This window comes from Pseudomonas sp. OA65, from assembly GCF_017498305.1.
Classification (GTDB): Bacteria; Pseudomonadota; Gammaproteobacteria; order Pseudomonadales; family Pseudomonadaceae; genus Aquipseudomonas; species Aquipseudomonas zanjanensis.
The window spans coordinates 1-23,730 of sequence record NZ_JAGDEZ010000019.1; the positions used below are offsets into that span (position 1 = coordinate 1).

Genomic DNA, 23,730 nt, shown 5'->3' on the forward strand with positions numbered 1-23,730 from the left:
ACTGAAACCGCAGATCATACTGGTAGGCAGCAGCTTCGTCAATTTTACAGTACACCGCGGCGGCAGCGGCAGAAGCGTAGGAGATGGCCGGCAGCGTCAAATGTGTATAGGCGACCGCGACTGGGGAGGGCAGCGGCCCCAAAAAAACGATGAGCGCTGCGCACTCAAGCGGGAGCAAGCTCCCTCGCCACAAAAGCTTTCCCAGCCATCACGGCACAGATTGATCCACGGTAAACACTGTGGAGCAAGCCCGCTCCCACAGGGTTTTGTGTTGTTCGGATGTTAGAGGTCGAGGACCAACACCGGTGTCTTCGACCTGGAGCAACACGGGGTGAACTGGTCGTTGCAGGCCTGCTCAGCTTCGGTCAGAAACATGTCCCGATGTTCCGGCACACCTTCCAGCACCCGCGTCAGGCAGGTGCCACACACCCCTTGTTCGCAAGAGATCGGGATCTCGATGCCGTGGCTTTCCAGCACCTGCACCACGCTGCGGTCCGCCGGTACATCAAACACCTGGCCACTGCGGGCGAGCTTGACCGAAAAGCTGCCATCGGCGCGGGTATCGGTGGGGGCGGCGGCGAAGTACTCGCGGTGCAGGCAGTCTTCCTGCCAGCCCTGGCTCTTGGCGGTGTCGAGGACGTGCTGCATGAACCCCCCAGGGCCGCACACGTAGAGGTGCAGGTCGCTATGGGGGGCGGCCAGCGCTTTGGCGGCGTCCAGCAGGGTTTCGGGTTCTTCATCGAAATGCAGGAACACCCGGTCGGCATAAGGTGCTTGGCGCAGGCGTTCGATAAAGGCCGCACGGTCCCGGGAACGGGTGCAGTAATGCAACTCGAACACCGCGCCGCTCTGGGCCAAGTGCTCGGCCATGCACAGGATCGGCGTGATGCCGATGCCGCCAGCAAACAGTAGGCTGCGCCGGGCGTGGGGAGCCAGCGAAAACAGGTTGCGCGGTTCGCTGATGTGCAAACGCATGCCGGGCTGGATCAGCTCATGCAAGCTGCGTGAGCCACCCCGGGATGCCGGATCCTTGAGCACGCCAATAAGGTAGCGATGCCGTTCCTCGGGATGGTTGCACAGCGAGTACTGGCGAATCAGCCCGCCGGGCAAGTGCACATCGATATGGGCACCGGCGGTAAAGGCGGGCAATGGCTCGCCGTCGACCCGGGTCAACTCGTAGCTGCAAATATCGAGGGCTTCGCTGTTTCGCGCCGTGACCTGGACTTCGATCATGGCCGTTGCTCCGCCAGTTGCGGCTGATGAGTGCTGGCGATCAACCCGGCTGGAGCCTCGCGCTCCCGTGCGATCCAGCGCTCCAGCACCCGCCGGGACTGCACGCCACCGGCGTCGATGTTGAGCTTGAGCAGGTTGCGCTGCGGATGGTCCAGCAGGTTGCGCTGTTGGCGTTCGAGCATCTCCAGGTCTTCGCTGAAAATCTTGCCTTGGCCTTCGCGAATGGACGCGGTGAGGGCTTCATCCTGCGGCTGGAAGTGCCGGGCCATGCCCCAGAAGTACCAGATCGAGGTCTCGGTTTCAGGCGTGATGAAATCCACCACGATGCTTGACGCCTTGAATTGCGGCGCGGCTTGATAACCGCCGTTGCCGGCATGGGCCACGCCCACTTCGATCAGCACGTGGCTGGGTGGGGTGAAACGGCAGATCTGCCAGCGGTCCACCGGCACATCATCGGCCAGGTTGTTGCCGCGCAAGGCCATGCGCCAGAACGGCGGGGCCATGATGTTTTCCATATGCCGGGCGGTGACCACTTCATCGCCCTCGACGGTGGTGACCGGCGGCGCTTCGTCGATTTCCTTTTGACCGATGCTCGACGCATGGACGTAGGTTTCGTGGGTCAGGTCCATCAGGTTGTCGATCATCAGGCGATAGTCGCACTGGATGTGGAACAAGCCGCCACCGTAGGCCCATTCGTCGCTTTCGGCCCATTCCAGATGATGGATCTGCGCCGGATCGGCCAGCGCCTGGTCACCGGGCCAGACCCAAATGAAGCCATAGCGTTCCTGCACCGCATAGGTCTTGTTGCAGGGAAATCCCCGTACCCGTTGCCCTGGCATCTCGACGGTCTTGCCATCACTGCCCATCACCAGGCCGTGATAGCCGCACACCAGGTTGCCGTTTTCGACGTAGCCCAAGGAGAGCGGGGCGCCGCGATGGGGGCAGAAGTCTTCCACGGCTGCGACCTTGCCTTCATGCCCTCGGTAGAAAACCATCTTTTCACCACAGATCTGGCGACCCAGGGGTTTGTCGGCGATTTCATCGGGGGTGCAGGCAACGTACCAGGCGTTCTTGGGGTACATGACGGATCTCCAGGCGGATGTTGTTCTTATCTGTGGATCCATTAACTCTCTTAACTAATTTCTTTGTCAATGATTTTGATGTGTGAGCGGACGATTGACTCGATCAGTGGATCCATTGGGGTCTGGAGTGAGCCGTTCAGAATCGGTAGGCCGCCGGCACCTGTGCTTCGATGAAACGCTGCATGTGCTCCAGAAAACTGGCTTGCAGCCGGGAAACCGGCCCTTGAATGGGCAGGAGCATGCTGAAGTCCATTTCTATCGCCGGCTCGAAGGCCCGGAAGACGATGCCGTGGCCGCGATATTCGACAGCGCTGATGGCGTCCACCAGCGCCACGCCCAGGCCTTGTTCGACCAGCACGCACATGGGCAGCGAGAGTTGGGTTTCAAGGCGCAGTTCGCGATCTACGCCATGGGCGGCGAAAATCGCATCGATCTGCTGGCGCGAGGCAATCGATTGCGGGTAGGAAATGAACGGTTCGCCCCGCAAGTCTTCCGGGCGGATCGTCTCCAGGTCTTGCAAGCGATGGCCGGCGGGCAGGGCGCAAAGCATGCGCGTCGCCAACAGCTTTTCGGCGCGGGGGCTGGGGTAGGTGTTGGGCAGCACGATCAGGCCCAGGTCGCAGCGTTGGCCCACCACCAAGTCCACCACCTCCCTGGACGAATGCACCACCAGCGATATCTGCACCTGATCGTGTTCGGCCATGAACGCGGCAATCGCCCGGGGCACGAATGACAGGCCCATGGCCGGTGCACAGGCAATGTGCAGCGAGCCGCGCTTGAGGGTGCGGATGTCCTGTGCGGTCCGCGCAATGCGTTCCACGCCCAACAGCGAACGCTGCACTTCCTGATACAGGGTCATGGCCTCGGCGGTGGGTTGCAGTCGCCCCTTGACCCGGTCGAACAGACTGAAACCGATGTCCTCTTCCAGGCTGGCGATCAACCGGGTCGCCGCCGGTTGCGAGATGTGCAGCATTTCGGCAGCGCGGGTCACGGTCTGGCCCAGGATCACGGCGCGAAAGGCTTCCAACTGACGGAGGTTCATGGTGCGGACCCATCCATAACAAAAAGACATGAGGTTGCCAAAATAAAGCATTTTTCAAGGTGTTGTCAGCGCCCTAGGATCGATCGAAACCAATTGATCCAGCCATGGGCTGGCGCCTGATTGAACGGTCGGCGTCAAAAACAGCGATAACAAATCCATGCAAAAAACTGATGTCATTGTCGTAGGGGGTGGCCTGGTGGGGATGTCCATCGCCTATGGGCTGGCCTTGCTCGGGCGCCAGGTGAGCGTACTCGACGAAGGCGACGACGCCATTCGCGCCGCCCGGGGTAACTTCGGTTTGCTCTGGGTCCAGGGCAAGGGCTACCGCATGAGCCCGTATGCGCAATGGACGCGAGAGTCGGTGGCCCTCTGGCCGCGGTTCGCCGCGGCGTTGCAAGCCGATACCGGCATCGACATTCATCTGCGCCAACAGGGTGGTTTCCAGCTGTGCCTGAGCGACGCGGAAATGGCCGAGGAAAGCCATCGGTTGGGTTGGCTGCGCGAAGCCTTTGCTGGCAACTACCCTTTTGAACGGCTGGACAACGCGCAACTGCGCACTCGTTTGCCCGGCATTGGACCGGATGTGGTCGGCGGCTGTTTTTCGCCCATGGACGGCCACGTCAATCCGCTCAAGCTGCTGCGCTCGCTCTACGCCGGCTGTCAGTCGCGCGGAGTCAGGCTCATCAACGGTCATCACGTCGACGCTATCGACACGGGTGCCACGGGCTTCGAATTGCGGGCTCGCGACCAGCGCTGGTCCGCCCGCCAGGTCGTGCTGGCCGCCGGCCTCGGCAATCGGGCGTTGGGGGCCCTGGTCGGGTTGGACGTGCCGGTGCAACCGAATCGCGGGCAGATCCTCATCACAGAGCGGCTCGAACCCTTTTTGCAATACCCCACTACCTATGTGCGCCAGACCGACGAGGGCACCCTGCAACTGGGGGATTCCCACGAGTCAGCCGGCTTCGATGACGGCACCGGCAGCCAGGTCATGGCCACCATTGCCCGGCGCGCGGTGCAGTGTTTCCCACGGTTGGGCCAGGTCCGACTGGTGCGGGCCTGGGGCGCGCTGCGGGTGATGAGCGCCGACGGCTTTCCAATCTACGAAACGCCTCAAGGTTGCCCGGGGCTGTCGATTGTCAGCTGCCACAGCGGCGTGACCCTGGCCGCCGCCCATGCCTTGCGCCTGGCGCCGTGGATCGTCGGCGAGTTCGATGATCCGGCGGTGAAGCTGTTCGGGCTGCAACGTTTCAACCGGCATGCCGAGGTGCGCCATGTCGGCTGACCGTCTATTCCGGCCGCTGGCCCTGGGAGACCGCACTGTGCAAATCGAGTTCGAAGGTACGCCGCTGACGGTGCCCGCCGAGATATCCCTGGCGGCGGCCTTGCTGGGCTGCGGTATCCTTCACACCCGCGAGAGCGCTATCAACGCTCGTCCCGGCGCACCTTACTGCATGATGGGCGTGTGCTTCGAGTGCCTGGTGGAGGTGGACGGCCAAGCCAATGCCCAGGCGTGCCTGGTGCCGGTGCGTGCCGGCATGCGCGTACGTCGCCAACGCGGGGCCGCTTGCCTGGCACCGTGGGGGGAGGGTGGCGATGAGTAACGCAGCCATCGACCTGATTATCATCGGTGCTGGCCCGGCGGGGATGAGCGCTGCCCTTGAAGCCAGGACCCATGGCCTGTCCGTGGTTGTGCTGGATGAGCAGGCCAGCCCGGGCGGGCAGATTTATCGCCAAGTGCTCCAGGCGGACCCGCGCAGCCGCGCCGTGCTGGGTGACGACTACGCGGCCGGGGCGAAGTTGGCCGCCAACTTTCTGCAATGCGGTGCCCGCTATCTGCCCAACGCAGCCATCTGGCAGGTGACGCCGCGATGCGAGGTGCATTACCTGATCGACGGCCGCGCCGAAGTCTTGCAAGGGCGACACTTGTTGATCGCCACGGGGGCTTTCGAGCGGCCGATGCCGATTCCCGGCTGGACCTTGCCGGGCGTCATGACCGCAGGCGCCGGGCAGATATTGCTCAAGAGCGCGGCCATGGTGCCGGCCACCCCAGTCGTCTTGGCCGGCTGTGGTCCATTGCTTTACCTGTTGGCGGTGCAATACCTGCGTGCCGGGATCGTCCTTGAGGCGCTGGTGGACACCAGCCATCGAAGCGATCTGCTGCGAGCCTGGCGGCACATTCCCGCGGCGCTGCGCGGCTGGCGCGACCTGCTCAAAGGGCTGGGGCTGCTGGCGGAACTCAAGCGGGCCGGCGTCCGGCATTTTCGCGGTGCGTGCAACCTGCGGGTGGAAGGCACGGATCGGGTCCGCGCCTTGTGCTTCGACAGCCAAGGCGGCCCCCAGCGCATTCGCGCCGAGTTGATTCTGCTGCACCAAGGCGTGGTGCCGAACACCCAGGTCAGTTGGTCGTTGCGCCTGGCCCACGACTGGAGCGAACAACAACTGTGCTGGGTGACGCGCCGCAATCAATGGGGGGAAAGCAGCGCGCCGGGCATTTTCATTGCCGGTGACGGTGGTGCCATCGGCGGTGCCCAGGTGGCGCAACTTGAGGGGCGGCTGGCTGCGCTGGCCATCGCCGGTCAGCAGGGCAAAGCCGGGCGGCTGCAACAAGCCTTGCGCCGCGCTCGCGCCGCACGACCACTGCTCGACGCCCTGTATCGCCCCCGGACACAGAATCGCATCCCCGCCGACGACGTCACGGTGTGTCGCTGCGAAGAAGTCAGCGCCGGCGACATCCGTCGGTACGTCGACCTGGGTTGCCTGGGCCCCAACCAGACCAAGGCCTTCGGCCGTTGCGGCATGGGCCCGTGCCAGGGGCGCCAGTGCGGTCTGAGCGTCACCGAGATCATCGCCGAACGCCGCCACGTCGCGCCCGCCGAGGTGGGTTATTACCGCATCCGTTCCCCCCTCAAACCCATCACGCTCGCCCAATTGGCCGGCGAGCATCTCTCTGTCGAGGAACCTTCATGAGTATTCAACGCATCGAAAGCAACCCACGCCTGAGCCGCAGCGTCGTGCATAACGGCGTGGCCTGGCTCAGTGGTGTCGTCGCCGCCGACTGCAGCCAGGACATCCAGGGCCAGACCCGCCAGGTGCTGCAACGGATCGATGAACTGCTGGCTGCGTCCGGCAGTGACAAGCACCGGCTGCTCAGCGTGCAGATCTGGATGAAAGACATGAGCCGGGATTTCGCGGCCATGAACGCGCTGTGGAGCGAGTGGATCGATGCCGCGCAGACGCCAGCGCGGGCCACGGCCCAAGTGGCCTTCGACGACCCGGAGATTCTGCTGGAGTTGATTGTCACCGCGGCCGTCTGAGGCCGCTGGCCGGATCACCGTTGTGCCGTCACCGGGCAGGCGACCACCAGAGTCATCGCCCGGGCTTGTTCACATTTCTGCTGCCATAACGGACGACTTCTGTGGAGCGTCCGAAATCAATAACATCGCACTTGGAGCAAATGAATGAACGTTAAACGCATCGCCCTGAAACTGGGTCTCGTCTCGCTGCTGGCTTTCGGCGCGAACCTGCAGGCCGCCGAAACATCGCTGCGCATCGGCATTGAGGCCGCTTACCCACCCTTTGCCTCGAAAACCCCGGACAACGCCATCGTCGGCTTCGACTACGACATCGGCCAAGCGTTGTGCGCCGAAATGAAAGTCCGTTGCGTCTGGCAGGAACAGGAGTTCGACGGCTTGATCCCCGCGCTCAAGGTGAAGAAAGTCGACGCGGTGATTTCCTCCATGTCGATCACGCCCGAGCGCTTGAAGTCGGTGGACTTCACCAATCGCTACTACCGGATCCCGGCGCGCCTGGTGTTTCGCAAGGGCAGCGGCATCAACGATATTCCGGCACAGCTCAAAGGCAAGCGGATCGGCGTGCAGCGGGCGACCAACTTCGATCGTTATGTCACCGATCACTTTGCCCCGGCGGGCGCCGAGGTCGTGCGCTATGGTTCGCAGAACGAAATTTTTCTCGACCTGCTGGGCGGGCGCCTGGACGCGACCATGGCCAGCTCAGTGGTGATCGACGAGAGCTTGCTCAAGCGCCCCGAGGGAACGGAATTCGAATTTGTCGGGCCTAACTTCACCGAGGAGCAATACTTCGGCACGGGCATCGGCATTGCGGTACGCAAGAACGATCCGTTGGCGAGCCGCTTCAATCAGGCGCTGGCGACCATTCGCGCCAACGGCACTTACGACAGGATTCGCCAAAAGTACTTTGATTTTGATATCTACGGCGAATAATCCTCGGCCCGTGGGGTTTATCTCGCGGGCTTGTTGTTGCACAACACGGAGTGATTCATGAAAACCAAAGCGGTACTCACTGAGCAGGACGTTGCACAATTGCTGGTGGCGGCAAAAGAACTGGCTCACCAGCGTCAATGGGCAGTGTCGGTGTGTGTGGTGGACGACGGTGGTCATCCCCTCGGGCTGTTGCGCCTGGACGATGCCTCGCCGCTCTCCGCCTATATCGCCACTGAAAAAGCGCGCACGGCCGCTATGGGGCGGCGTGACAGCAAGGTTTTCGAGGACATGATCAACGGCGGTCGTTACGCGTTCCTCAGCGCTCCGCACTTGCAGGGCATGCTTGAAGGTGGGGTGACCATTCGTCATGACGGCCAGTGCATTGGTGCTATTGGCGTGTCAGGAGTCAAGGCTGAGCAGGATGCTGAGTTGGCTCGTTTGGCGGTTGAGACCGTGTTGCCGGTGATTACGCCGGATGCCTGAAGCGGTCATGATGCTATGAAATTTCCCTGTGGGAGCAAAAGCCTGCTCGCGAAGGCGGCACATTCAGCATTGATTCAAGCAGGCCCACCACCATCGCGAGCAAGCTCGGCTCCCATAGGGCTTGCACAAATCTTCCAGACACCCGCCTCTCCAGCAGTTAATCTGCCAAGAGCACATTCACTAGACGGGACAGGGCATGACGGCGCGCAACTGGATCGATCTCAAGCAGGACGCCACGTCCGGTATCGAGACCGTGCGCGCGCATTTCGAGGGTCATGCCTATGATCCCCATTGGCATGATACTTATCTGGTGGGCGTGACCGAGCAGGGGGTGCAGCAGTTTCATTGTCGCCGCCAGCAGCACAACAGTACGCCGGGCAAGGTGTTCCTGCTCGAACCCGGTGAGTTGCATGACGGCAACGCGCCCCACGATCACGGGTTTACCTATCGCACGTTGTACCTGGAGCCCCAATGGCTGGAGCGCGAGCTGCGTTCTTTGTTCGATGTGGCGCCGGACAACGCCCAGCTGGGATTCGCCGCCACCCTGACCGACGATGCGCGATTGGCGAGTGCCACGGCGCTGGCGTTCCAGAGCCTGCATGAGCAAGAGATCCGCATCGTGCGCCAGACGGCCCTCGATACTCTGTTAGCCAACCTGACCCAACACCTGCACTGGCGCACGCGGATCAACCCGGATCCGCGGCTGCCATTGGTGGCGCAGCAGGCCAGGGATTATCTGCACAGTCACCTGAGCGAAGACATCGGCCTGGATGACCTGGCACGGGTCACCGGCGTGGATCGTTTCCGCCTGACTCGTGCCTTCAAGGCCGCTTTCGGCCTGGCGCCCCATGCTTATCTGATCCAGTTGCGCCTGGCCCGTGCCCGGCGTCTGCTGGCCGGTGGCGAGAGCGCCGTGGCGGTGGCGGCCATGCTCGGTTTTGCCGACCAAAGCCACCTGGGTCGCTGGTTCCAGCGTGCCTATCGCCTGAGCCCGGCGGACTACCGCAAGCGCTGCTCAATTGTTCCAGACTGAGCCCGGCAACATCGGGATGATCAGTTCTACGATCATTCACCGAGACGTTGCGTCATGGACCAGTTGTTGCCGTTTGCCTTGTTTGCCTTTGTCGCCTCCATCACCCCGGGCCCGACCAATATTCTGGTGCTGAGCCATAGCTCGCGCTTCGGCCTGGCAACCACCATGCCGATCATCCTCGGTGCCTGTGCGGCAGCGGCCTTGCTGGTGCTTCTGGTCGGCACCGGATTAGGCGATGTACTGGCGCGCCATGCCACGATTCAGACGCTGCTCTCATGGGCGGGCATCGCCTGGCTGAGCTGGATGGCTTGGCAGATTTTCCGCGCACCGGCTGAGGCCATCGACCCGGACCGTCCGGTCGAGGGGCCGCGCCTGGGCCTGGCGGGGGCGGCCGGGTTGCAGTTGGTGAACCCCAAGACCTGGATGATGGCGTTGGCGGTGGTGAGCGTATTCGCCGGTGCCGAGGCGGACCGTACGCAGAGGGTGCTCTGGTTGTCCCTCGCATTCTTTGCGATTTCGATTCCCTGCATGACCGCTTGGGCCTACCTGGGGCGCGGCGCCGCAAGGTTCTGTCGTTCCGCCGCGGCGATGGGGCGCTTCAACCGCGTCATGGCGGTATTGCTGTTGGTGTCGGCATGGCTGACGCTGGTGGTCTGAGCGGCTGACAAAATTGTAATTATTCTCCCGAAACCTCCGGATTGACGGCCGAGTCGGACCTTATACCGCCCCTGTTTTCATGTGCGGTACCCCCATCGACCTTTGCAACAGGAGATTCCCATGAACAGTCGTTACGAGGCCTGTATAGCCGAATGCACCGCCTGCGCCCTGGCCTGTGAAGCCTGCGCTGCAGCCTGCCTGCGTGAGCAGAACGTGCAAATGATGGCTAAGTGCATAGAGCTGGACCGTGACTGCGCTGACCTATGTCGGCTCGCTGCCACGCTCATGAAGCGCGACAGCAGCGTCGCCGCCCAACTGTGCAATGTGTGCGCGGCAATTTGCCGAGCGTGTGGCGAGGAGTGTGGCAAACACGAACCGGCGCACTGCCAGGCGTGTGCAAAAGCTTGCCGGTCATGCGCCGAGGCGTGTGAGCGAATGGCCGCCTGATTGGCGTGGCGTGGCGTGGCGTGGCGTGGCTTGGCCAAGTGCTGGTCCTGGAGGACTGGCGCTTGGCCGGTCGCGATGCAGGTGCAGGCTTCTGCTCGAAAGCGGCCTAATGGCTGATGGACGCAGCCTGTTTGAATACCAGTACCTTCAATCCGCAAGTCACATCGGCGTCTGGGAACTCCGGAGGGTTCGCCAGCCGCTGTTCGAATTCGAGGCCTGGCGCCTCACGCATGACGCCGTCGATAAGGAAATCCGGGCCGGTGGCCGGGTCGTTGCTGCACGCCAGCACCGTGCCGTGGGCGGCCAGCAGTTCCGGCAGGCGGCGCAGTACTCGTTGATAGTCCTTGGTCAGCAGGAAGCTGCCTTTTTGGAACGTCGGCGGGTCGATAATGACCAGATCATATGGACCGCTGTTGATCACCTTGCCCCAGGACTTGAACAAATCGTGGCCGAGGAAACTCACCTGGCTCAGGTCATGGCCGTTCAGCCGATGGTTGTCACGACCGCGGCTCAGGGCCGCCCGGGACATGTCCAAGTTGACCACATGCTGCGCGCCCCCGGCGATCGCCGCCACGGAGAAACCACAGGTATAGGCGAACAGGTTCAGGACACGTTTACCCTGGGCGTTGGCTCGCACCCAGTCGCGACCGTAGCGCATGTCGAGGAACAGGCCGTTGTTCTGCTTTTTGCCCAAGTCGATCCGGTAAAACAGGCCGCCTTCGGTCAGGGTCCATTCGTCAATGGGTTCGCCCACCAGCCATTGGGTGAGGCTCTGCGGCATGTAACGGTGTTGTACGGCAAGCGTATGGGCGTTGCTGTGTTGCCAGGCCGGCGACGTGGTCAGCGCCAGCAGCATTGCGCTCAAATCGTCCAGATGCTTGGAGTCCGGTTCCTTGAACAGCGAAACCAGCAGCACCCCTTGCAACCAATCGACGGTGATCTGCTCCAGCCCTGGCCAGCAGCGCCCACGGCCATGGAACAGACGACGGGTTTCTTCCGGCGCCGATTCCAGGGCTGTCAGCAAATGGTCGTGAAGGGTTTGAAGGACTACGCAATTCATTCAGGCAACGCCAGGGATTCGAAAGGCCGGCATTTTAACCGCAGGCGAACCCGACGCAATCCCTATGGCGAGGGAGCTTGCTCCCGCTTGAGTGCGAAGCACTCACATGCTTGGGGCTGCTACGCAGCTCAGCGGGAGCAAGCTCCCTCGCCACAGAGATGCTGTTAACCGCCGCTGGTAGCCAAGATGCTGGCAACCTGTTGCGGCTGGCAGTTGAGATAGGCCGAACGCTTGAGCCAGCTTGGGTCGGGGTACCAGGAAAACATGAATTGACCGCCCTTGAGCTTGTCGATCACCTGGCGCGCCACCTGCGGACGTACGGCAGGGCAGCCCTGGCTGCGCCCGATGCGTCCCTGGCGCACGCTCCACAACGGGTTCACGTAGTCGGCGGCATGGATCACGATCGCCCGATCACGGGCCAGGTCATTGAAGCCCGGCTCCAGGCCGTCCATGCGCAGCGAATAACCGTGGGCGCCCTGGTAGCTTTCCTGGGTACGAAACAGGCCCAGGCTGGATTGGTAGCTGCCCAGACGATTGGAAAATTGCGTCGCGAAGTTTTCTCCGGACCTTTGCCCGTGGGCCACCAGGTCGCGTAGCACCAGCTTCTTCTGGCGCAGGTCGAAGATCCACAAGCGCCGGGCCGTGGAGGGTTGTGAGTAGTCGATGACCGCCAGGTGGCGAGCCTGGCCGGCACCATTGGCGACCGCGCATTGCATGGCGCTCAAGGCACTTTTGAGCGCCAGGGGATTGAGTTCCGGCGCTGCCTGGGCGAGGCTGTGGTAAAGCGTTTTCGACTTTGCCTTTTTTTCCGCCAATGCCGGGCTGCAAATGACACCCAGGCCCAGCATGACCAGGCAGAATAGGCGCAAAAAGCCCGATACAGGCGAAGCGGTTCCAGCGTAGTGTTCGTTCGCGGCATCCCGTCCGATTTCGTTTGTTTGCATGATGGCGGGTCGTACCTGTCGCAAAATTCACCGTCAACGAGACGGCCATGGATTGGAGTAAAGCAGTTGTTCAAAAAGTCCGCATGTTACCTGAGCCTTTTATTGCTCACTGCGCCATTGGTCGCCACAGCTGAAGACAGCGACCCGGCTCTCGTGCAGGCCGCACTGACGCAACTGGCGATCGCGTGCCCGGACGTCGCGGTGGGTGTCGACTTTCCGACGTTGCTCGACTTGCAGGCGTTCTATCAGCAAAACGCAGGCCAGGATGTCTGGTCGGACGATGAACGACGACAGGCGTTGCACGATCAGTTACAGCTACTGGCGGATGACGGCCTGGATCCGACCCACTACAACCTGCCGGCCGAGGGCTCGCCCCAAGGTGCTCGTTGCGCCGACATCGCCATCAGCCAACGTTACCTGCGAGCCTTGCATGACCTGCGTTTCGGTTATCTGTCTCAAGACCGACTGGAACCGGTATGGAGGGCCAACCCGTCGCCCCAGGATCACCAGGCCGTGGTGCTGGCCATCGCCGGGCGGGGCCTGCAGAACGTGGCGGATGCCTTCGATCAGGCCCGACCGAACCTGGACCTTTATCGCAACCTGCGCAGCCTTTATGCCCGGTTACGGCAACAGCCTCTGGCCGAATGGCAAGCGGTGCCGGGCGGGCCGTTGCTGCAACCGGACAAACAGGACGCCCGCGTGCCGGCCCTGGCCCAGCGGCTGTTCAACGAGGGTTACCTGAGTGCGCCGCCGCCAGTGAGCGACGAGCACTACAGCCCGATGCTGGTGGACGCCATGAAGAGCTTTCAGGCCCAGCATTCGTTGCAGGCCGATGGCGTGGTCGGACCGTGGACCGTCACCGAGCTGAACATCAGCCCGGCCATGCGCCGCGAGCAGTTGCGCATCAACCTGGAACGCATGCGCTGGCTGGCCCAGGATGTGGAAACCGACAGCATCTTGGTCAACGTGGCGGCAGCGCAGTTGACGGTTTACCAGGGCGGCGCGCCGATCTGGCAAACCCGCACCCAGGTGGGCCGTGCGCAACGGCAGACACCGTTGCTCAAATCCCATGTCACCCGCCTGACGCTCAATCCGACCTGGACCATTCCGCCGACCATCATGCGTGAGGACAAACTGCCCGAGATTCGCCGTGATCCGGAGTTTCTCACCCGCCATAACCTGCGGATCCTCGACAGTGAAGGCCTGCCGTTGCTGGCGGAGGACATTGACTGGGAGCACCCTGGCAATCTCATGCTGCGCCAGGACCCAGGCCCGAAGAACCCGTTGGGCAAAATGGCGATCCGCTTTCCCAATCCGTTCTCGGTGTACCTGCATGACACACCGAGCCAGTCTTTGTTCAGCAAAGGCCCGCGGGCGTTCAGCTCAGGCTGCGTGCGGATCGAGCAGGTGATGCACCTGCGCGACCTGCTGGTCAGCCCGGCCGAACGGGTCCGCACCGACACCTTGCTGGCCAGTGAGTCGACCCATGAATTCAGGCTGACCCGGCCCGTGCCGATTCTGCTGGGTTACTGGACGGCACAGGCGGACAGCCAGGGCCAGGCGGTGTACATCCCGGACATCTACGGGCGTGACACGCCACTGTCGGCCGCCCATGGTCGCGCGCTCTGAGCGCTGGGTCCTGGGCGAATGCCGTCGCGGGCGCGGGTCACGTCGAGCGTTGAGAACAACCGCTGGCCAATCACGCTGGCGGCTTGTAAATGCATCTGCGGATCGGCGGTTTCCGAGTCGAGTAAACGCTGGGAACTGACCACTTGGGCACCGCAATAACCGAAAATGCCATGATCGATCTGGGTGACCATCGCCTCGTCGTAGCCGTGGCGCTGGAAGCTGTCGGCATCGGCGCCACCGACGCCCACCAGATGAACGCGCATGTGTTGCAGCTTCTGGATAAATGGCTTGTCCAGGCTGAAATCGAATGCCCAACCGTTGGAAAACACCCGGTCGATCCAGCCTTTGAGCAGCGCTGGCATCGACCACCAATAAATCGGATAGACCAAAACCAGTGCGTCGGCACGGTCGATTCGGGCTTGCTCGGCCAGCACATCGGCAGGCGGCGGGGCCTCGCGATGGTGCACCGCATGGTCGGCAAAGCCGAAGCGTGGATCGAAGCTTTCGGCAGCCAGGTCGGCGATCTCGAACGTATCGGCGGGGTTGGCGCGGGTGACGCCCTCGGCGATTTTTCGGGCCAGGCTGTGGGTGAGGGAGCGCGGATCGTGGTGAGCCACGACGATAAGTGCATGCATGGCGAAACTCCTTCTGGTCACGGGGTCTTGAACACAGGTATGCTTAAGTTACGCTTAGTAAGTTACGGTTGGTAAAGTTAGCATGTCAAGCACTGACGAACATTCACAGCCTTCACCTCGTCGTCGTTTATCCCGGCACGACCGGCAGCGCCAATTGTTGGAGGTCGCCTGGCGGCTGGTGCGCGAGGAGGGCAGCGATGCCCTGACGTTGGCTCGACTGGCAGACCAGGCCGGGGTGACCAAGCCCATCGTCTACGATCACTTCATTACCCGGTCCGGGCTGCTGGCGGCGCTGTACCAGGATTTCGATGCGCGCCAGACCGCGCTGATGGACGCTGCCCTGGATGCCAGCGACAACACCTTGCAGAGCCGGTCGGCGGTGATCGCTTCTTCCTACGTCGAATGCGTGCAGTTGCAAGGTCGGGAAATTCCCGGGGTGATCGCAGCGCTGACCAGTTCGCCGGAGCTGGAGCGCATCAAGCGCGACTACGAGGGCATTTTCCTCGACAAGTGCCGCGCGGTGCTGGAGCCGTTCGCGGGCCCGAAGGGCATCGGTCAGGCGGGTTTGCGGGCGATGCTGGGGGCGGCGGAGGCGCTGTCCAACGCCGCAGCTAGCGGCGAAATCAGCGCTGACGAGGCGAAGGACGAGCTGATGGTCAGTATCGTTGCGATGGTGAACAGGACCGTCGACATCTCCTCAAGCTGAGCCGCCGCAATCGCGAGCAAGCTTTGCTCCCACGGTTGTTTTGTGCTGCGCCAGCCCCAATCCCCGCTGTGGGGGCATCTGGGGACCTTATAGCCGGCTTGGCTTTGCGGTCATACCCCGATCCATTTGTGGGAGCAAAGCTTGCTCGCGAAGCGGTGTCACAACCGACCCATCTCTGCGACCTGCCCCGATCCATTGTGAGAGTGAGCCTGCTCGCGATAGCGACAGCCTATTCCTTTCGGTCCTGCCGGGCCTCCCTCAAGAAAAAAACGAACCCCGAGCGCGTTATCCGGTTCTTAATTTATGTTCCGCAACAAAGGAACATCCGGCGGGGCTGCGGTCTTGCCCACCAAACACCGCGATCAAAGGAGGCGACATGCCCAACTCCTTCCCTTCGCCCTGGTGGAAGAACGCTGTGATCTACCAGGTTTATCCACGTTCCTTTGCCGATGCCAACGGCGATGGCATCGGCGATCTTCCCGGCTTGACCGCACGCTTGGATCACCTGCAACGCCTGGGCGTCGATGCGTTGTGGCTGTCTCCCGTCTTTCGTTCCCCCATGTGTGACGCGGGCTATGACATCTGCGACTACACCGAGGTCGACCCGCTGTTCGGCACCCTGGCTCATCTGGACGAGCTGATCGCCCAAGCCCACGCGCGCGACCTCAAGGTATTGCTGGATTTCGTGCCCAACCACACTTCGGACCAACATCCCTGGTTCATCGAGTCGCGCGCAAGCCGCGACAACCCCAAGCGCGACTGGTACATCTGGCGCGACCAGCCGAACAACTGGCGTGCCTCGATCGATGGCGGCAGTGCCTGGACTTGGGACGAGACCAGCCAGCAGTACTACCTGCATTTTTTCCTGCCGCAGCAACCCGACCTCAACTGGCACAACCCCGACGTGGTGGCGGCCATGCACCAGGTGTTGCATTTCTGGCTGGAGCGAGGCGTGGACGGGTTTCGCGTCGATGTCGTGCATTGCGTCGGCAAGGACCCAAGCTTCGCCGACGATCCGCGGTGCATGGCCGGCGAAACCATGGTCAAGATCAACGACCAACCGTACAGCCATGAAGTGTTGCGCGGCTTGCGTCGGTTGGTGGACAGCTACCCCGGCGAGCGGGTGTTGATCGGCGAGGTGAACATTCGCTCCACGGCCCAGGTGGCGGCCTATTACGGTGCCAGCGACGAGCTGCACATGTCGTTCAACTTTCCGCCTCTGGACGCCCCTTGGGACCCGGTGGTGTTCCGCATGTGCATACGCGAGGTGGAGAACGACCTTGGCCCGTTGCAGGCCTGGCCAACCTGGGTGCTGTCCAATCACGACAATAGCCGACACCGCAGCCGCTACGGCGGTTCGTTGCGCCGGGCCCAGGCCGCTGCGGTCCTGCTGCTGACGCTGCGCGGCACGCCGTTTATCTATCAAGGCGAAGAACTGGGCCTGGAAGACACCGTGGTCACGGCCCAGACCCGCGTCGACCCGGGCGGCCGGGATGGCAGTCGGGCGCCGTTGCCCTGGACTGTCCAGGCGCCCCATGGCTGGGCCGGGGCGGCGCCATGGTTGCCCTTTGCGCCACAGGCCGGCGTGTTGGCTGTCGAGGCGCAGGAACGAACCCCCGATTCCACCCTGGCGCTGTACCGGCGCCTGCTGGCCTGTCGTCGCGCCAGTCTGGCGTTGCGCCTGGGCGCCTGGGAGGAACTGCCATCGCACCCGCAAGTACTGGCCTATCGTCGCCACTGCGATGGCGATGAGCGGCTGGTCTGCATCAACTTCGCCGACAGCGAACATACGTTCCCCCTGGCCGACGCCTGGCAGGTCGAAATCGCCAGCGACGGGGTGGACGAGGGTCGAGTGTTCAGCGGCCGGCTGGCCGCCGAGCAGGCTGTGATCCTGTGCCGATGAGGAGTGACCGATGAAAGCCAACTGGCACCGAAACACCCTGATTTACCAGATTGATCCATCCTTGTTTTCCGACAGCAATGGCGACGGACGCGGCGACCTGAAGGGCATCATCCAGCGCTTGGATTATCTGAAGGCACTGGGTGTTGGCGCGCTCTGGCTGATGCCGGTGTACCGCTCGCCATTCAAGGACGCGGGTTATGACGTCAGCGATTTCATGGCCCTGGACCCACGTTTCGGCAGTGAAGAGGACCTGCGCCAGTTAATCGTCCAGGCCGGGGAGCGTGGCATGCGCGTCATCCTGGAACTGGTGGCGCAACACACCAGCGATCAACATCCCTGGTTCCAGAGGGCGCGGCGCGACAGGGAGAGTGTCTACCGGGATTATTACGTGTGGTCCGACACACCAGTGGATGATGGCAACCAGCCGATTTTTCCGTCGGTGGAAGACAGTATCTGGCAATGGGACGAACAGGCCGGGCAGTACTATCGACATCTGTTCTATCGTCATGAGCCGGACCTCAACCTGGCGAACCCGCGTGTGGTCGAGGAAATGGAGCGCATCATGGTCCATTGGCTCGAACTCGGCATCGCCGGTTTTCGCCTGGATGCCGCTTCGCACTTGGTGGAACAGGCCGGTGGCGAAAATGAAGAGCGGGGTGTCTGGGTACTGGACCGGCTGTTCAAGTGCATGACCGCCATCAATCCCGAAGGCGTGTTGCTGGGGGAGGTCGACGTCGAACCGGAGCGCTACAGCCATTACTTCGGAAACGGCGAGCGCTTGGGGTTGGTGCTGGATTTCTGGGTCAACAACCATATGTTCCTGGCGTTGGCCCGCGGCCAGGCCGAACCCCTACAGCGTGCCATCACCCGCCGTCCCGCTCCGCCGGACGGTGCCAACTATGCCGTGTGGCTGCGCAACCACGACGAACTCGACCTGGAGCGCTTGAGCGAAGAGGAGCGTGAGGAAGTGATGCAAGTGTTCGCCCCAGAGCCGGACATGCGCCTGTATGGCCGGGGCATTCGCCGACGCTTGGCGCCAATGCTGGAGGGTGATGTGCGCCATCAGGCGTTGGCCCAGGCGCTGTTGTTGTCGCTGCCGGGCACGCCCATCGTGCGTTACGGTGAGGAGATTGGCATGGGCGACGATTTGTCCCGTCCCGAGCGTCTCTCGGTGCGCACGCCCATGCAATGGAACACCCAGGCCAACGCTGGCTTTTCATCGGCCCAGCGCCTCGTCGCGCCAGTGATCGATCAAGGAGCCTTTGCCTACACGCAGGTGAACGTCGAGGACCAGCTGAATGCCCCTGAATCGTTGTTGGGGCGGGTGCGGCCCCTGCTGCTGGCCCGGGCCGGCCTGGCGGAAGTGGGGGACGGCGAAGTCCGGCTGCTGACGGTCGATCATCCGGCGGTATTCGCCATAGCCCATGAGGGCGAGGCTACTTCAGTGATGTTGGCCAACCTGAGCAACGACACGCTGAATGTGAAGCTGGCCGGCCTGGACTTGCAAGGCTTCAAGGAAATCATCTCGGACAGCCAATATCCGACTGCGCACGATCTGCAACTGACCTTGAATGGCTATGGCTATCGATGGTGGCGCCGCACCGGTTCAGAACAATAGGAGCACCACGGCCAGCAGACCTCCGGTCACCAGCAGCAACGTCGAGACCTGGGTGGAACTGAGGGCCAGCGCCGAATTCCGCGAGCGGCCAGTGAAGCGCCCGCGGGTGCGGTGCGAGAGCTCCTGCGATTCGTACAGGTTGTCCGGCCGTTGGCTGTTATCGTCCTCCTGGGTCATTTGCCCGGTATAGGCGCTGCGGGCCATCAGGCGATCGAGCAGTCCCGGCATCAAGCAGGTGCCGACGATGGCCTTCACGGAGGCGGCGCCGAGCCACAGCTCCCGGGGTGTGCGCTTGACCACGCTGAAAATCGCCCGGGCGGCCACGTCCGGGTCATGAATGGGCGGCACGGGTTGCACGCGCTTGCTCAACTTATTGCGCGCCCAATCGAACTGCGGTGTGTTGATCGCCGGCAGTTGCACCATGCACACCCGGATGTCGCTGTGGTCGTGGAGCAGTTCGCAGCGCAGTGAATCGGTGAAGCCCCGCACCGCGAACTTGGCCGCGCAATAGGCCGCTTGCAGCGGAATAGCGCGGTAGGCCAGGGCGGAACCGACCTGGATGATCACCCCGCGATTGCGCCGGGCCATGAGGTCCAGCGCCGCCAGGGTGCCGTGCACGGTGCCCAGGTAAGTCACCTCGGTGACTCGGTGGATCTCCTCGGCACTCAGTTGGCGAATGGGAGAGAACACAGTGACCATGGCGCAATTGACCCAGACACCGAGCGGGCCGAGTTCTCGCTCCATTCGCTGTGCCGCGTCGGCTACCGCCTGGGCATCGGCGACGTCGACGCTGATCGCCAGGCAGGTCGCCCCCAATTGCGTCAACTCTTCTGCCGTGGCCGCCAGCGCCTGTTCGCCCCGGGCCAGCAGCCCCACCCGGTAGCCGGCGACGGCAAACCGATGTGCCGTGGCGCGGCCAACGCCGGCGGTGGAACCACAGATGACCACGACAGGAGGGCTTTGCTCATCCATTGCGCTCGCTCCACAACTCCTTGGGAGGGATCAGTGTGGCCGTGCGACGCCGCGCAGCAGGTTGGCGCTGAGCTTGTCGGCATTGCAACTGGCGACATTGGCCAGCGAGACCATGCCTACCAGACGTTTGTCGCGATTGACCACCGGCAGGCGGCGTTTTTCGATCTGGGCCATGTTCTTGGCCACATGGTCGATCTCTTCGTCGTCGAAGCAGTAACGCACCTCATCGCTCATGATCCGGCTGACCGGGGTGTTCAGGTCCATGCCGTCGGCCATGGCCCGGACCACCAGGTCGCGGTCGGTGATCATCCCGGCCATGCGGTCGTCCTGATTGATGATCAGCGCGCCGATGTCGGCCTGGCGCATGATCTGCGCCACTTCGCTCAGGGGCGTATCGGGGGAGATCGTGCGTACTTCCCGACTCATGATTTCATTGATTTTCATCTTTGAATCTCCTTTCTCTCGGGTTTGACAGCAAGCCACGGCCCTGGCGTCGTGATTGGCTTTACAGCGACCGGACGGGCTCCTCACTTATTGTGAAAATCGGGGTTGGCGATGGTTCAGGATTTTTGCTGGAGGGGTTGAAAGGCTGCACTTTTATGAAGCCGCTCGTGCAGGCTCGCACCATCGCAAGGCAGTTGTTGGCGCTAGCGAGACCGAAGCGAATACCGCTCGGCTTGCGGTGACTGGGCGGGCGTCTTCGCGGGCAAGCCCGCTCCCACAGGGGATTGTCGGTGGAGGGGAGGGCGTGGATAGGGTTGCCGATGAGGTTTGGCACGCTCGCTGCAAGAGGCTATCCAGGCCCACCGCGAACACAGTCGAGTGGGCAGCCCCGTCGGTCAACGAAGATCGAGTGCCAGCAGGCCGGGGGATAACGGTAGGTCAGGGCGCAGTCGCCGGACCGATACCGCACAGAACAGGCAAAGACGCCTGGAACCGCAAGGTTTCAGGCGTCTTTTTTTTGCTTCCAAAATCGTGATGGGCTTTTGTCGGGTGCTTTTTATGAATTCCAACGTTGCTTCTCTGAACAAGCTGCAAACGCTGATCGTGATCGGCAATGGCATGGTCGGCCATCACTGTGTCGAGCAATTGATCGAGCGCGGTGCCCTCAATCATTACCGCGTGCATGTGTTCAGCGAAGAGCCGATGCGTGCCTACGACCGCGTGCATCTGTCCGAGTATTTCTCCGGGCGTGATGCCGAGTCCCTGGCCTTGGGCGAAGCGTCGTTGTACCAGACCCCGGGCGTCACGTTGCACCTGGGTGTACCTGTGTTGGAAATCGACCGCCAGGCCCGTGAAGTCGTGACTGTCCGCGAGCGTCTCAGCTACGACAAGCTGGTGCTCGCCACGGGTTCCTATCCCTTCGTGCCGCCGATCCAGGGCGCTGAAGGCGATTCCTGCCTGGTCTATCGCACCCTGGAAGACTTGGACGCGATCCGCGCCGCCGCCAGCAACGCCCGCCGTGGCGTGGTGGTCGGTGGAGGTCTGCTGGGCCTGGAAGCGGCCAACGCCCTCAAGACCCTCGGCCTGGAAGCCCACGTGGTGGAATTCGCCCCACGGCTGATGCCGGTGCAGTTGGACCCGCAGGGTGGTTTGGCCCTCAAGGCGCGCATCGAAAGCCTGGGCGTCGGCGTGCACCTGTCCAAGGGCACCCAGTCCATCAGTGCCGGTGAGCAGTACCGCTATCGGATGAATTTTGGTGACGACGATTTCCTGGAAACCGACCTTATCGTGTTTTCCGCCGGCATCCGCGCCCAGGATGCCTTGGCTCGTCAGAGCGACCTGCAGATCGGCCCACGCGGTGGCGTGGTGATCGACGATCATTGCCAGAGCAGCGATCCGGACATCTACGCCATCGGCGAATGCGCGGCCTGGAACGGCAGCATTTTCGGCTTGGTCGCACCGGGCTACCAAATGGCCCGCAACGTCGCGGCCCGCCTGTGCGGCGAAAGCTCGGAGGCCTTCACTGGCGCCGACATGTCCACCAAGCTCAAGTTGCTCGGTGTGGACGTCGGCTCCATCGGCGATGCCCATGGCAACACCCCGGGTTCGCGCAGCTTCCAATTCATCGACGAAACCAGCGCCAGCTACCGGCGCCTGGTGGTGGATGCCGCCGGCAAGCGCGTGATCGGCGCAGTGCTGGTGGGTGACAACAGCTACTACGACACCTTGCTGCAATACATGCAGAACGGCATCGCCTTGCCCAAGGATGCCGCCAGCCTGATCTTGCCATCATCCGAAGGTGCTCCGACCCTGGGCCCGGCGGCGCTCCCCGAAACCGCCACGATCTGCTCGTGCCACAACGTCACCAAGGGTTCGATCTGCTCGGCCATCGACGGCGGTTGCACCGATCTCGGCCAGCTCAAATGCGACACCAAGGCCGGTACCGGTTGCGGTGGCTGCGCGGCCCTGGTCAAGCAGGTGTTCGAGCATGAATTGATTGCCCGTGGCGTCAGCGTCGACAAGAGCCTGTGCGAGCATTTCGCCTACACCCGCCAGGAGTTGTATGCACTGGTGCGGGTGGAAGGCATCATCAGTTTCGAAGAACTGTTGGCCAAGCACGGCCGTGGCCACACCGGCTGCGACCTGTGCAAACCGGCGGTGGGCTCGATCCTGGCGTCGTGCTGGAACCAGCCAATCATGGACCCGTCCCTGGTGCCGTTGCAGGACACCAACGACACCTTCATGGCGAACATGCAGAAAAACGGCACCTACTCGGTGGTGCCGCGGATTGCCGGTGGGGAGATCACCGCCGACAAACTGATCGCCATCGGTGTGGTCGCCAAGAAATACGACCTCTACACCAAGATCACCGGCGGCCAGCGCATCGACCTGTTCGGCGCCCAGTTGCACCAGTTGCCGGACATCTGGGCCGAGCTGATCGAGGCCGGTTTCGAAACCGGCCACGCCTACGGCAAATCCACGCGCACGGTGAAATCCTGCGTGGGCAGCACCTGGTGCCGCTACGGCGTGCAAGACAGCGTGCAAATGGCGCTGACCATCGAGGACCGCTACAAAGGATTGCGCTCGCCGCACAAGCTCAAGTTCGCGGTGTCCGGTTGCACCCGCGAGTGCGCCGAGGCCCAGAGCAAGGATGTCGGCGTGATCGCCACCGAGAAGGGCTGGAACCTCTACGTGGCCGGCAACGGCGGCATGCGTCCACGCCACGCCGAACTGTTCGCCACCGACTTGGACGACGCCACGCTGATCCGCTACATCGACCGTTTCCTGATGTTCTACATCCGCACCGCCGACAAGTTGCAACGCACATCGGTCTGGCGCGAAAGCCTGGAGGGCGGCCTGGATTACCTCAAGGACGTGGTCATCCACGACAGCCTGGGCCTGGGCGCCGAGCTCGAAGCGCAGATGCAACTGGTGGTCGACCGCTACGAATGCGAATGGGCCAACGCCTTGAAGGATCCGGAGAAGCTCAAGCGTTTCCGCACCTTCGTCAACGACAAGCGCGGCGATCCGGACGTCCATTTCGTCCGCGAGCGCGGCCAGCGTCGGCCGGTGCATGCCCATGAACTCCACTTGATTCCCGTTACCGAGGAGGTGCTCTGATGAGCCAGTCAAACGTCGTTCGTATCGCTCAAGAATCCTTGCAATGGCGCGTCCTGTGCAGTCGCGAGGATCTCGTGCCCAACTCCGGCGTGGTCGCCTGGCACGATGGCAGCCAAGTGGCGTTGCTCTATCTGCCGGAGCATGAGGACAAGCCGCTGTACGCCATCGACAACCGCGACCCGAAGTCCGGCGCGAACGTCATCGGCCGCGGCTTGCTCGGCAGCATCAAGGGCGACCTGGTGATTGCCTCGCCGATGTACAAGCAGCATTTCCGCCTGGAAGACGGCCATTGCCTGGAATACCCGGAACAAAGCCTGCGGGTGTGGCCGGTGCGGCTCAACGGTGATGTGGTGGAGATTGGCGAAGACTGATCCGCGCAATGGCTGCGTTTATGGGTGCTTTTGTGGCGAGGGAGCTTGCTCCCGCTGGGCTGCGTAGCGGCCCCAAGCTTTTGCGGTCACTGCGCAACCGAGCGGGAGCA

At 62.6% G+C, this 23,730-nt stretch carries 23 protein-coding genes; 15 read left to right on the top strand and 8 right to left on the bottom strand.

Annotated features, from left to right (window positions below):
* Nucleotides 1–282: 282 nt before the first annotated feature.
* The 3 genes from J3361_RS17120 to J3361_RS17130 form a co-directional block, all read right to left on the bottom strand.
* Nucleotides 283–1,233, bottom strand: coding sequence for a PDR/VanB family oxidoreductase (locus tag J3361_RS17120; protein ID WP_207965561.1), 951 nt, complete (start codon nt 1,231–1,233; stop codon nt 283–285).
* A complete protein-coding gene (locus J3361_RS17125; protein WP_207965562.1) occupies nt 1,230–2,315 on the bottom strand; it encodes an aromatic ring-hydroxylating dioxygenase subunit alpha in 1,086 nt (361 codons plus the stop codon). The genes J3361_RS17120 and J3361_RS17125 overlap by 4 nt, the downstream gene beginning before the upstream one ends.
* A gap of 136 nt (nt 2,316–2,451) precedes the next feature.
* A complete protein-coding gene (locus tag J3361_RS17130; protein ID WP_207965563.1) occupies nt 2,452–3,357 on the bottom strand; it encodes a LysR substrate-binding domain-containing protein in 906 nt (301 codons plus the stop codon).
* Between the two features lie 157 nt (nt 3,358–3,514).
* On the opposite strand from J3361_RS17130, the gene J3361_RS17135 reads away from it, so the two are divergent.
* From J3361_RS17135 to J3361_RS17175, 9 genes are all read left to right on the top strand, one after another.
* Nucleotides 3,515–4,639, top strand: a complete 1,125-nt coding sequence (locus J3361_RS17135) for an FAD-dependent oxidoreductase (RefSeq protein ID WP_207965564.1) — start codon at nt 3,515–3,517, stop codon at nt 4,637–4,639.
* Nucleotides 4,629–4,958 carry a (2Fe-2S)-binding protein gene (locus tag J3361_RS17140; protein WP_207965565.1) on the top strand — a complete coding sequence of 110 codons (330 nt, stop codon included), beginning with the start codon at nt 4,629–4,631 and terminating at the stop codon, nt 4,956–4,958. Before J3361_RS17135 ends, J3361_RS17140 begins: the two co-directional genes overlap by 11 nt.
* Nucleotides 4,951–6,324 (top strand): FAD/NAD(P)-binding oxidoreductase, encoded by a 1,374-nt coding sequence (locus J3361_RS17145; RefSeq protein ID WP_207965566.1) that lies wholly within the window; start codon nt 4,951–4,953, stop codon nt 6,322–6,324. Before J3361_RS17140 ends, J3361_RS17145 begins: the two co-directional genes overlap by 8 nt.
* Nucleotides 6,321–6,671: a RidA family protein gene (locus J3361_RS17150; RefSeq protein ID WP_207965567.1), complete on the top strand. Its 351-nt coding sequence runs from the start codon at nt 6,321–6,323 to the stop codon at nt 6,669–6,671. The genes J3361_RS17145 and J3361_RS17150 overlap by 4 nt, the downstream gene beginning before the upstream one ends.
* 144 nt (nt 6,672–6,815) lie before the next feature.
* Entirely contained in the window at nt 6,816–7,598 is a 783-nt protein-coding gene (locus J3361_RS17155; protein WP_207965568.1) for an ABC transporter substrate-binding protein, read from the top strand.
* A gap of 57 nt (nt 7,599–7,655) precedes the next feature.
* Entirely contained in the window at nt 7,656–8,081 is a 426-nt protein-coding gene (locus J3361_RS17160) for a heme-binding protein (protein ID WP_014338265.1), read from the top strand.
* 196 nt (nt 8,082–8,277) lie between these two features.
* Nucleotides 8,278–9,114 (top strand): AraC family transcriptional regulator, encoded by an 837-nt coding sequence (locus tag J3361_RS17165; RefSeq protein WP_207965569.1) that lies wholly within the window; start codon nt 8,278–8,280, stop codon nt 9,112–9,114.
* 54 nt (nt 9,115–9,168) lie between these two features.
* Entirely contained in the window at nt 9,169–9,771 is a 603-nt protein-coding gene (locus J3361_RS17170; protein ID WP_207965570.1) for a LysE family translocator, read from the top strand.
* 120 nt (nt 9,772–9,891) lie between these two features.
* Nucleotides 9,892–10,218, top strand: coding sequence for a four-helix bundle copper-binding protein (locus J3361_RS17175; RefSeq protein WP_207965571.1), 327 nt, complete (start codon nt 9,892–9,894; stop codon nt 10,216–10,218).
* A 106-nt stretch (nt 10,219–10,324) separates the two neighbouring features.
* Here the strand turns inward: J3361_RS17175 and J3361_RS17180 are convergent, their stop codons facing one another.
* Together J3361_RS17180 and J3361_RS17185 are read right to left on the bottom strand one after the other, a co-directional pair.
* Entirely contained in the window at nt 10,325–11,278 is a 954-nt protein-coding gene (locus tag J3361_RS17180) for a class I SAM-dependent methyltransferase (RefSeq protein WP_207965572.1), read from the bottom strand.
* 164 nt (nt 11,279–11,442) lie between these two features.
* On the bottom strand, nt 11,443–12,126 hold the full coding sequence (locus J3361_RS17185; protein ID WP_207965656.1) for a murein L,D-transpeptidase catalytic domain family protein: 684 nt from the start codon (nt 12,124–12,126) through the stop codon (nt 11,443–11,445).
* Nucleotides 12,127–12,288: 162 nt separating this feature from the next.
* Here J3361_RS17185 and J3361_RS17190 point away from each other — a divergent pair, with 162 nt between their 5' ends.
* A complete protein-coding gene (locus J3361_RS17190; protein WP_207965573.1) occupies nt 12,289–13,851 on the top strand; it encodes a L,D-transpeptidase family protein in 1,563 nt (520 codons plus the stop codon).
* Here the strand turns inward: J3361_RS17190 and J3361_RS17195 are convergent.
* Entirely contained in the window at nt 13,803–14,486 is a 684-nt protein-coding gene (locus J3361_RS17195; RefSeq protein WP_243458909.1) for an NAD(P)H-dependent oxidoreductase, read from the bottom strand. The two genes, J3361_RS17190 and J3361_RS17195, sit on opposite strands and share 49 nt — an antisense overlap.
* An 82-nt stretch (nt 14,487–14,568) precedes the next feature.
* Between J3361_RS17195 and J3361_RS17200 the strand changes: the two genes are divergently transcribed.
* The 3 genes from J3361_RS17200 (at nt 14,569) to J3361_RS17210 (ending at nt 18,713) form a co-directional block, all read left to right on the top strand.
* Complete coding sequence (locus J3361_RS17200) at nt 14,569–15,192, top strand: TetR/AcrR family transcriptional regulator (protein ID WP_207965574.1); 624 nt, start codon at nt 14,569–14,571, stop codon at nt 15,190–15,192.
* 376 nt (nt 15,193–15,568) lie between these two features.
* Entirely contained in the window at nt 15,569–17,095 is a 1,527-nt protein-coding gene (locus J3361_RS17205) for an alpha-amylase family glycosyl hydrolase (protein ID WP_207965575.1), read from the top strand.
* A gap of 10 nt (nt 17,096–17,105) precedes the next feature.
* Nucleotides 17,106–18,713, top strand: coding sequence for an alpha-amylase family protein (locus J3361_RS17210; RefSeq protein ID WP_207965576.1), 1,608 nt, complete (start codon nt 17,106–17,108; stop codon nt 18,711–18,713).
* Here J3361_RS17210 and J3361_RS17215 read toward each other — a convergent pair.
* On the bottom strand, nt 18,702–19,685 hold the full coding sequence (locus tag J3361_RS17215) for an SDR family oxidoreductase (RefSeq protein ID WP_207965577.1): 984 nt from the start codon (nt 19,683–19,685) through the stop codon (nt 18,702–18,704). The two genes, J3361_RS17210 and J3361_RS17215, sit on opposite strands and share 12 nt — an antisense overlap.
* A gap of 30 nt (nt 19,686–19,715) precedes the next feature.
* The gene (locus J3361_RS17220) at nt 19,716–20,129 is read right to left on the bottom strand and encodes a CBS domain-containing protein (RefSeq protein ID WP_207965578.1); all 414 of its coding nucleotides are present in this window, start codon (nt 20,127–20,129) and stop codon (nt 19,716–19,718) included.
* A gap of 558 nt (nt 20,130–20,687) precedes the next feature.
* Between J3361_RS17220 and nirB the strand changes: the two genes are divergently transcribed.
* Both nirB and nirD read left to right on the top strand, forming a co-directional pair.
* Nucleotides 20,688–23,249, top strand: coding sequence for a nitrite reductase large subunit NirB (gene nirB / locus J3361_RS17225; protein WP_207965579.1), 2,562 nt, complete (start codon nt 20,688–20,690; stop codon nt 23,247–23,249).
* On the top strand, nt 23,249–23,620 hold the full coding sequence (gene nirD, locus J3361_RS17230; RefSeq protein WP_207965580.1) for a nitrite reductase small subunit NirD: 372 nt from the start codon (nt 23,249–23,251) through the stop codon (nt 23,618–23,620). Before nirB ends, nirD begins: the two co-directional genes overlap by 1 nt.
* Nucleotides 23,621–23,730 lie beyond the last annotated feature (110 nt).

What these genes read in the sequence shown, in the direction of transcription:
- J3361_RS17145 (WP_207965566.1), top strand. Translation starts at nt 4,951, where the DNA reads ATGAGTAACGCAGCCATCGACCTGATTATCATCGGTGCTGGCCCGGCG.
- nirB (WP_207965579.1), top strand. Translation starts at nt 20,688, where the DNA reads ATGAATTCCAACGTTGCTTCTCTGAACAAGCTGCAAACGCTGATCGTG.
- J3361_RS17210 (WP_207965576.1), top strand. Translation starts at nt 17,106, where the DNA reads ATGAAAGCCAACTGGCACCGAAACACCCTGATTTACCAGATTGATCCA.
- J3361_RS17125 (WP_207965562.1), bottom strand. Translation starts at nt 2,315, where the DNA reads ATGTACCCCAAGAACGCCTGGTACGTTGCCTGCACCCCCGATGAAATC.
- J3361_RS17120 (WP_207965561.1), bottom strand. Translation starts at nt 1,233, where the DNA reads ATGATCGAAGTCCAGGTCACGGCGCGAAACAGCGAAGCCCTCGATATT.
- nirD (WP_207965580.1), top strand. Translation starts at nt 23,249, where the DNA reads ATGAGCCAGTCAAACGTCGTTCGTATCGCTCAAGAATCCTTGCAATGG.
- J3361_RS17150 (WP_207965567.1), top strand. Translation starts at nt 6,321, where the DNA reads ATGAGTATTCAACGCATCGAAAGCAACCCACGCCTGAGCCGCAGCGTC.
- J3361_RS17220 (WP_207965578.1), bottom strand. Translation starts at nt 20,129, where the DNA reads ATGAAAATCAATGAAATCATGAGTCGGGAAGTACGCACGATCTCCCCC.
- J3361_RS17155 (WP_207965568.1), top strand. Translation starts at nt 6,816, where the DNA reads ATGAACGTTAAACGCATCGCCCTGAAACTGGGTCTCGTCTCGCTGCTG.
- J3361_RS17130 (WP_207965563.1), bottom strand. Translation starts at nt 3,357, where the DNA reads ATGAACCTCCGTCAGTTGGAAGCCTTTCGCGCCGTGATCCTGGGCCAG.
- J3361_RS17200 (WP_207965574.1), top strand. Translation starts at nt 14,569, where the DNA reads ATGTCAAGCACTGACGAACATTCACAGCCTTCACCTCGTCGTCGTTTA.
- J3361_RS17195 (WP_243458909.1), bottom strand. Translation starts at nt 14,486, where the DNA reads ATGCATGCACTTATCGTCGTGGCTCACCACGATCCGCGCTCCCTCACC.
- J3361_RS17185 (WP_207965656.1), bottom strand. Translation starts at nt 12,126, where the DNA reads ATGCTGGGCCTGGGTGTCATTTGCAGCCCGGCATTGGCGGAAAAAAAG.
- J3361_RS17160 (WP_014338265.1), top strand. Translation starts at nt 7,656, where the DNA reads ATGAAAACCAAAGCGGTACTCACTGAGCAGGACGTTGCACAATTGCTG.
- J3361_RS17205 (WP_207965575.1), top strand. Translation starts at nt 15,569, where the DNA reads ATGCCCAACTCCTTCCCTTCGCCCTGGTGGAAGAACGCTGTGATCTAC.
- J3361_RS17215 (WP_207965577.1), bottom strand. Translation starts at nt 19,685, where the DNA reads ATGGATGAGCAAAGCCCTCCTGTCGTGGTCATCTGTGGTTCCACCGCC.
- J3361_RS17175 (WP_207965571.1), top strand. Translation starts at nt 9,892, where the DNA reads ATGAACAGTCGTTACGAGGCCTGTATAGCCGAATGCACCGCCTGCGCC.
- J3361_RS17135 (WP_207965564.1), top strand. Translation starts at nt 3,515, where the DNA reads ATGCAAAAAACTGATGTCATTGTCGTAGGGGGTGGCCTGGTGGGGATG.
- J3361_RS17170 (WP_207965570.1), top strand. Translation starts at nt 9,169, where the DNA reads ATGGACCAGTTGTTGCCGTTTGCCTTGTTTGCCTTTGTCGCCTCCATC.
- J3361_RS17180 (WP_207965572.1), bottom strand. Translation starts at nt 11,278, where the DNA reads ATGAATTGCGTAGTCCTTCAAACCCTTCACGACCATTTGCTGACAGCC.
- J3361_RS17140 (WP_207965565.1), top strand. Translation starts at nt 4,629, where the DNA reads ATGTCGGCTGACCGTCTATTCCGGCCGCTGGCCCTGGGAGACCGCACT.
- J3361_RS17165 (WP_207965569.1), top strand. Translation starts at nt 8,278, where the DNA reads ATGACGGCGCGCAACTGGATCGATCTCAAGCAGGACGCCACGTCCGGT.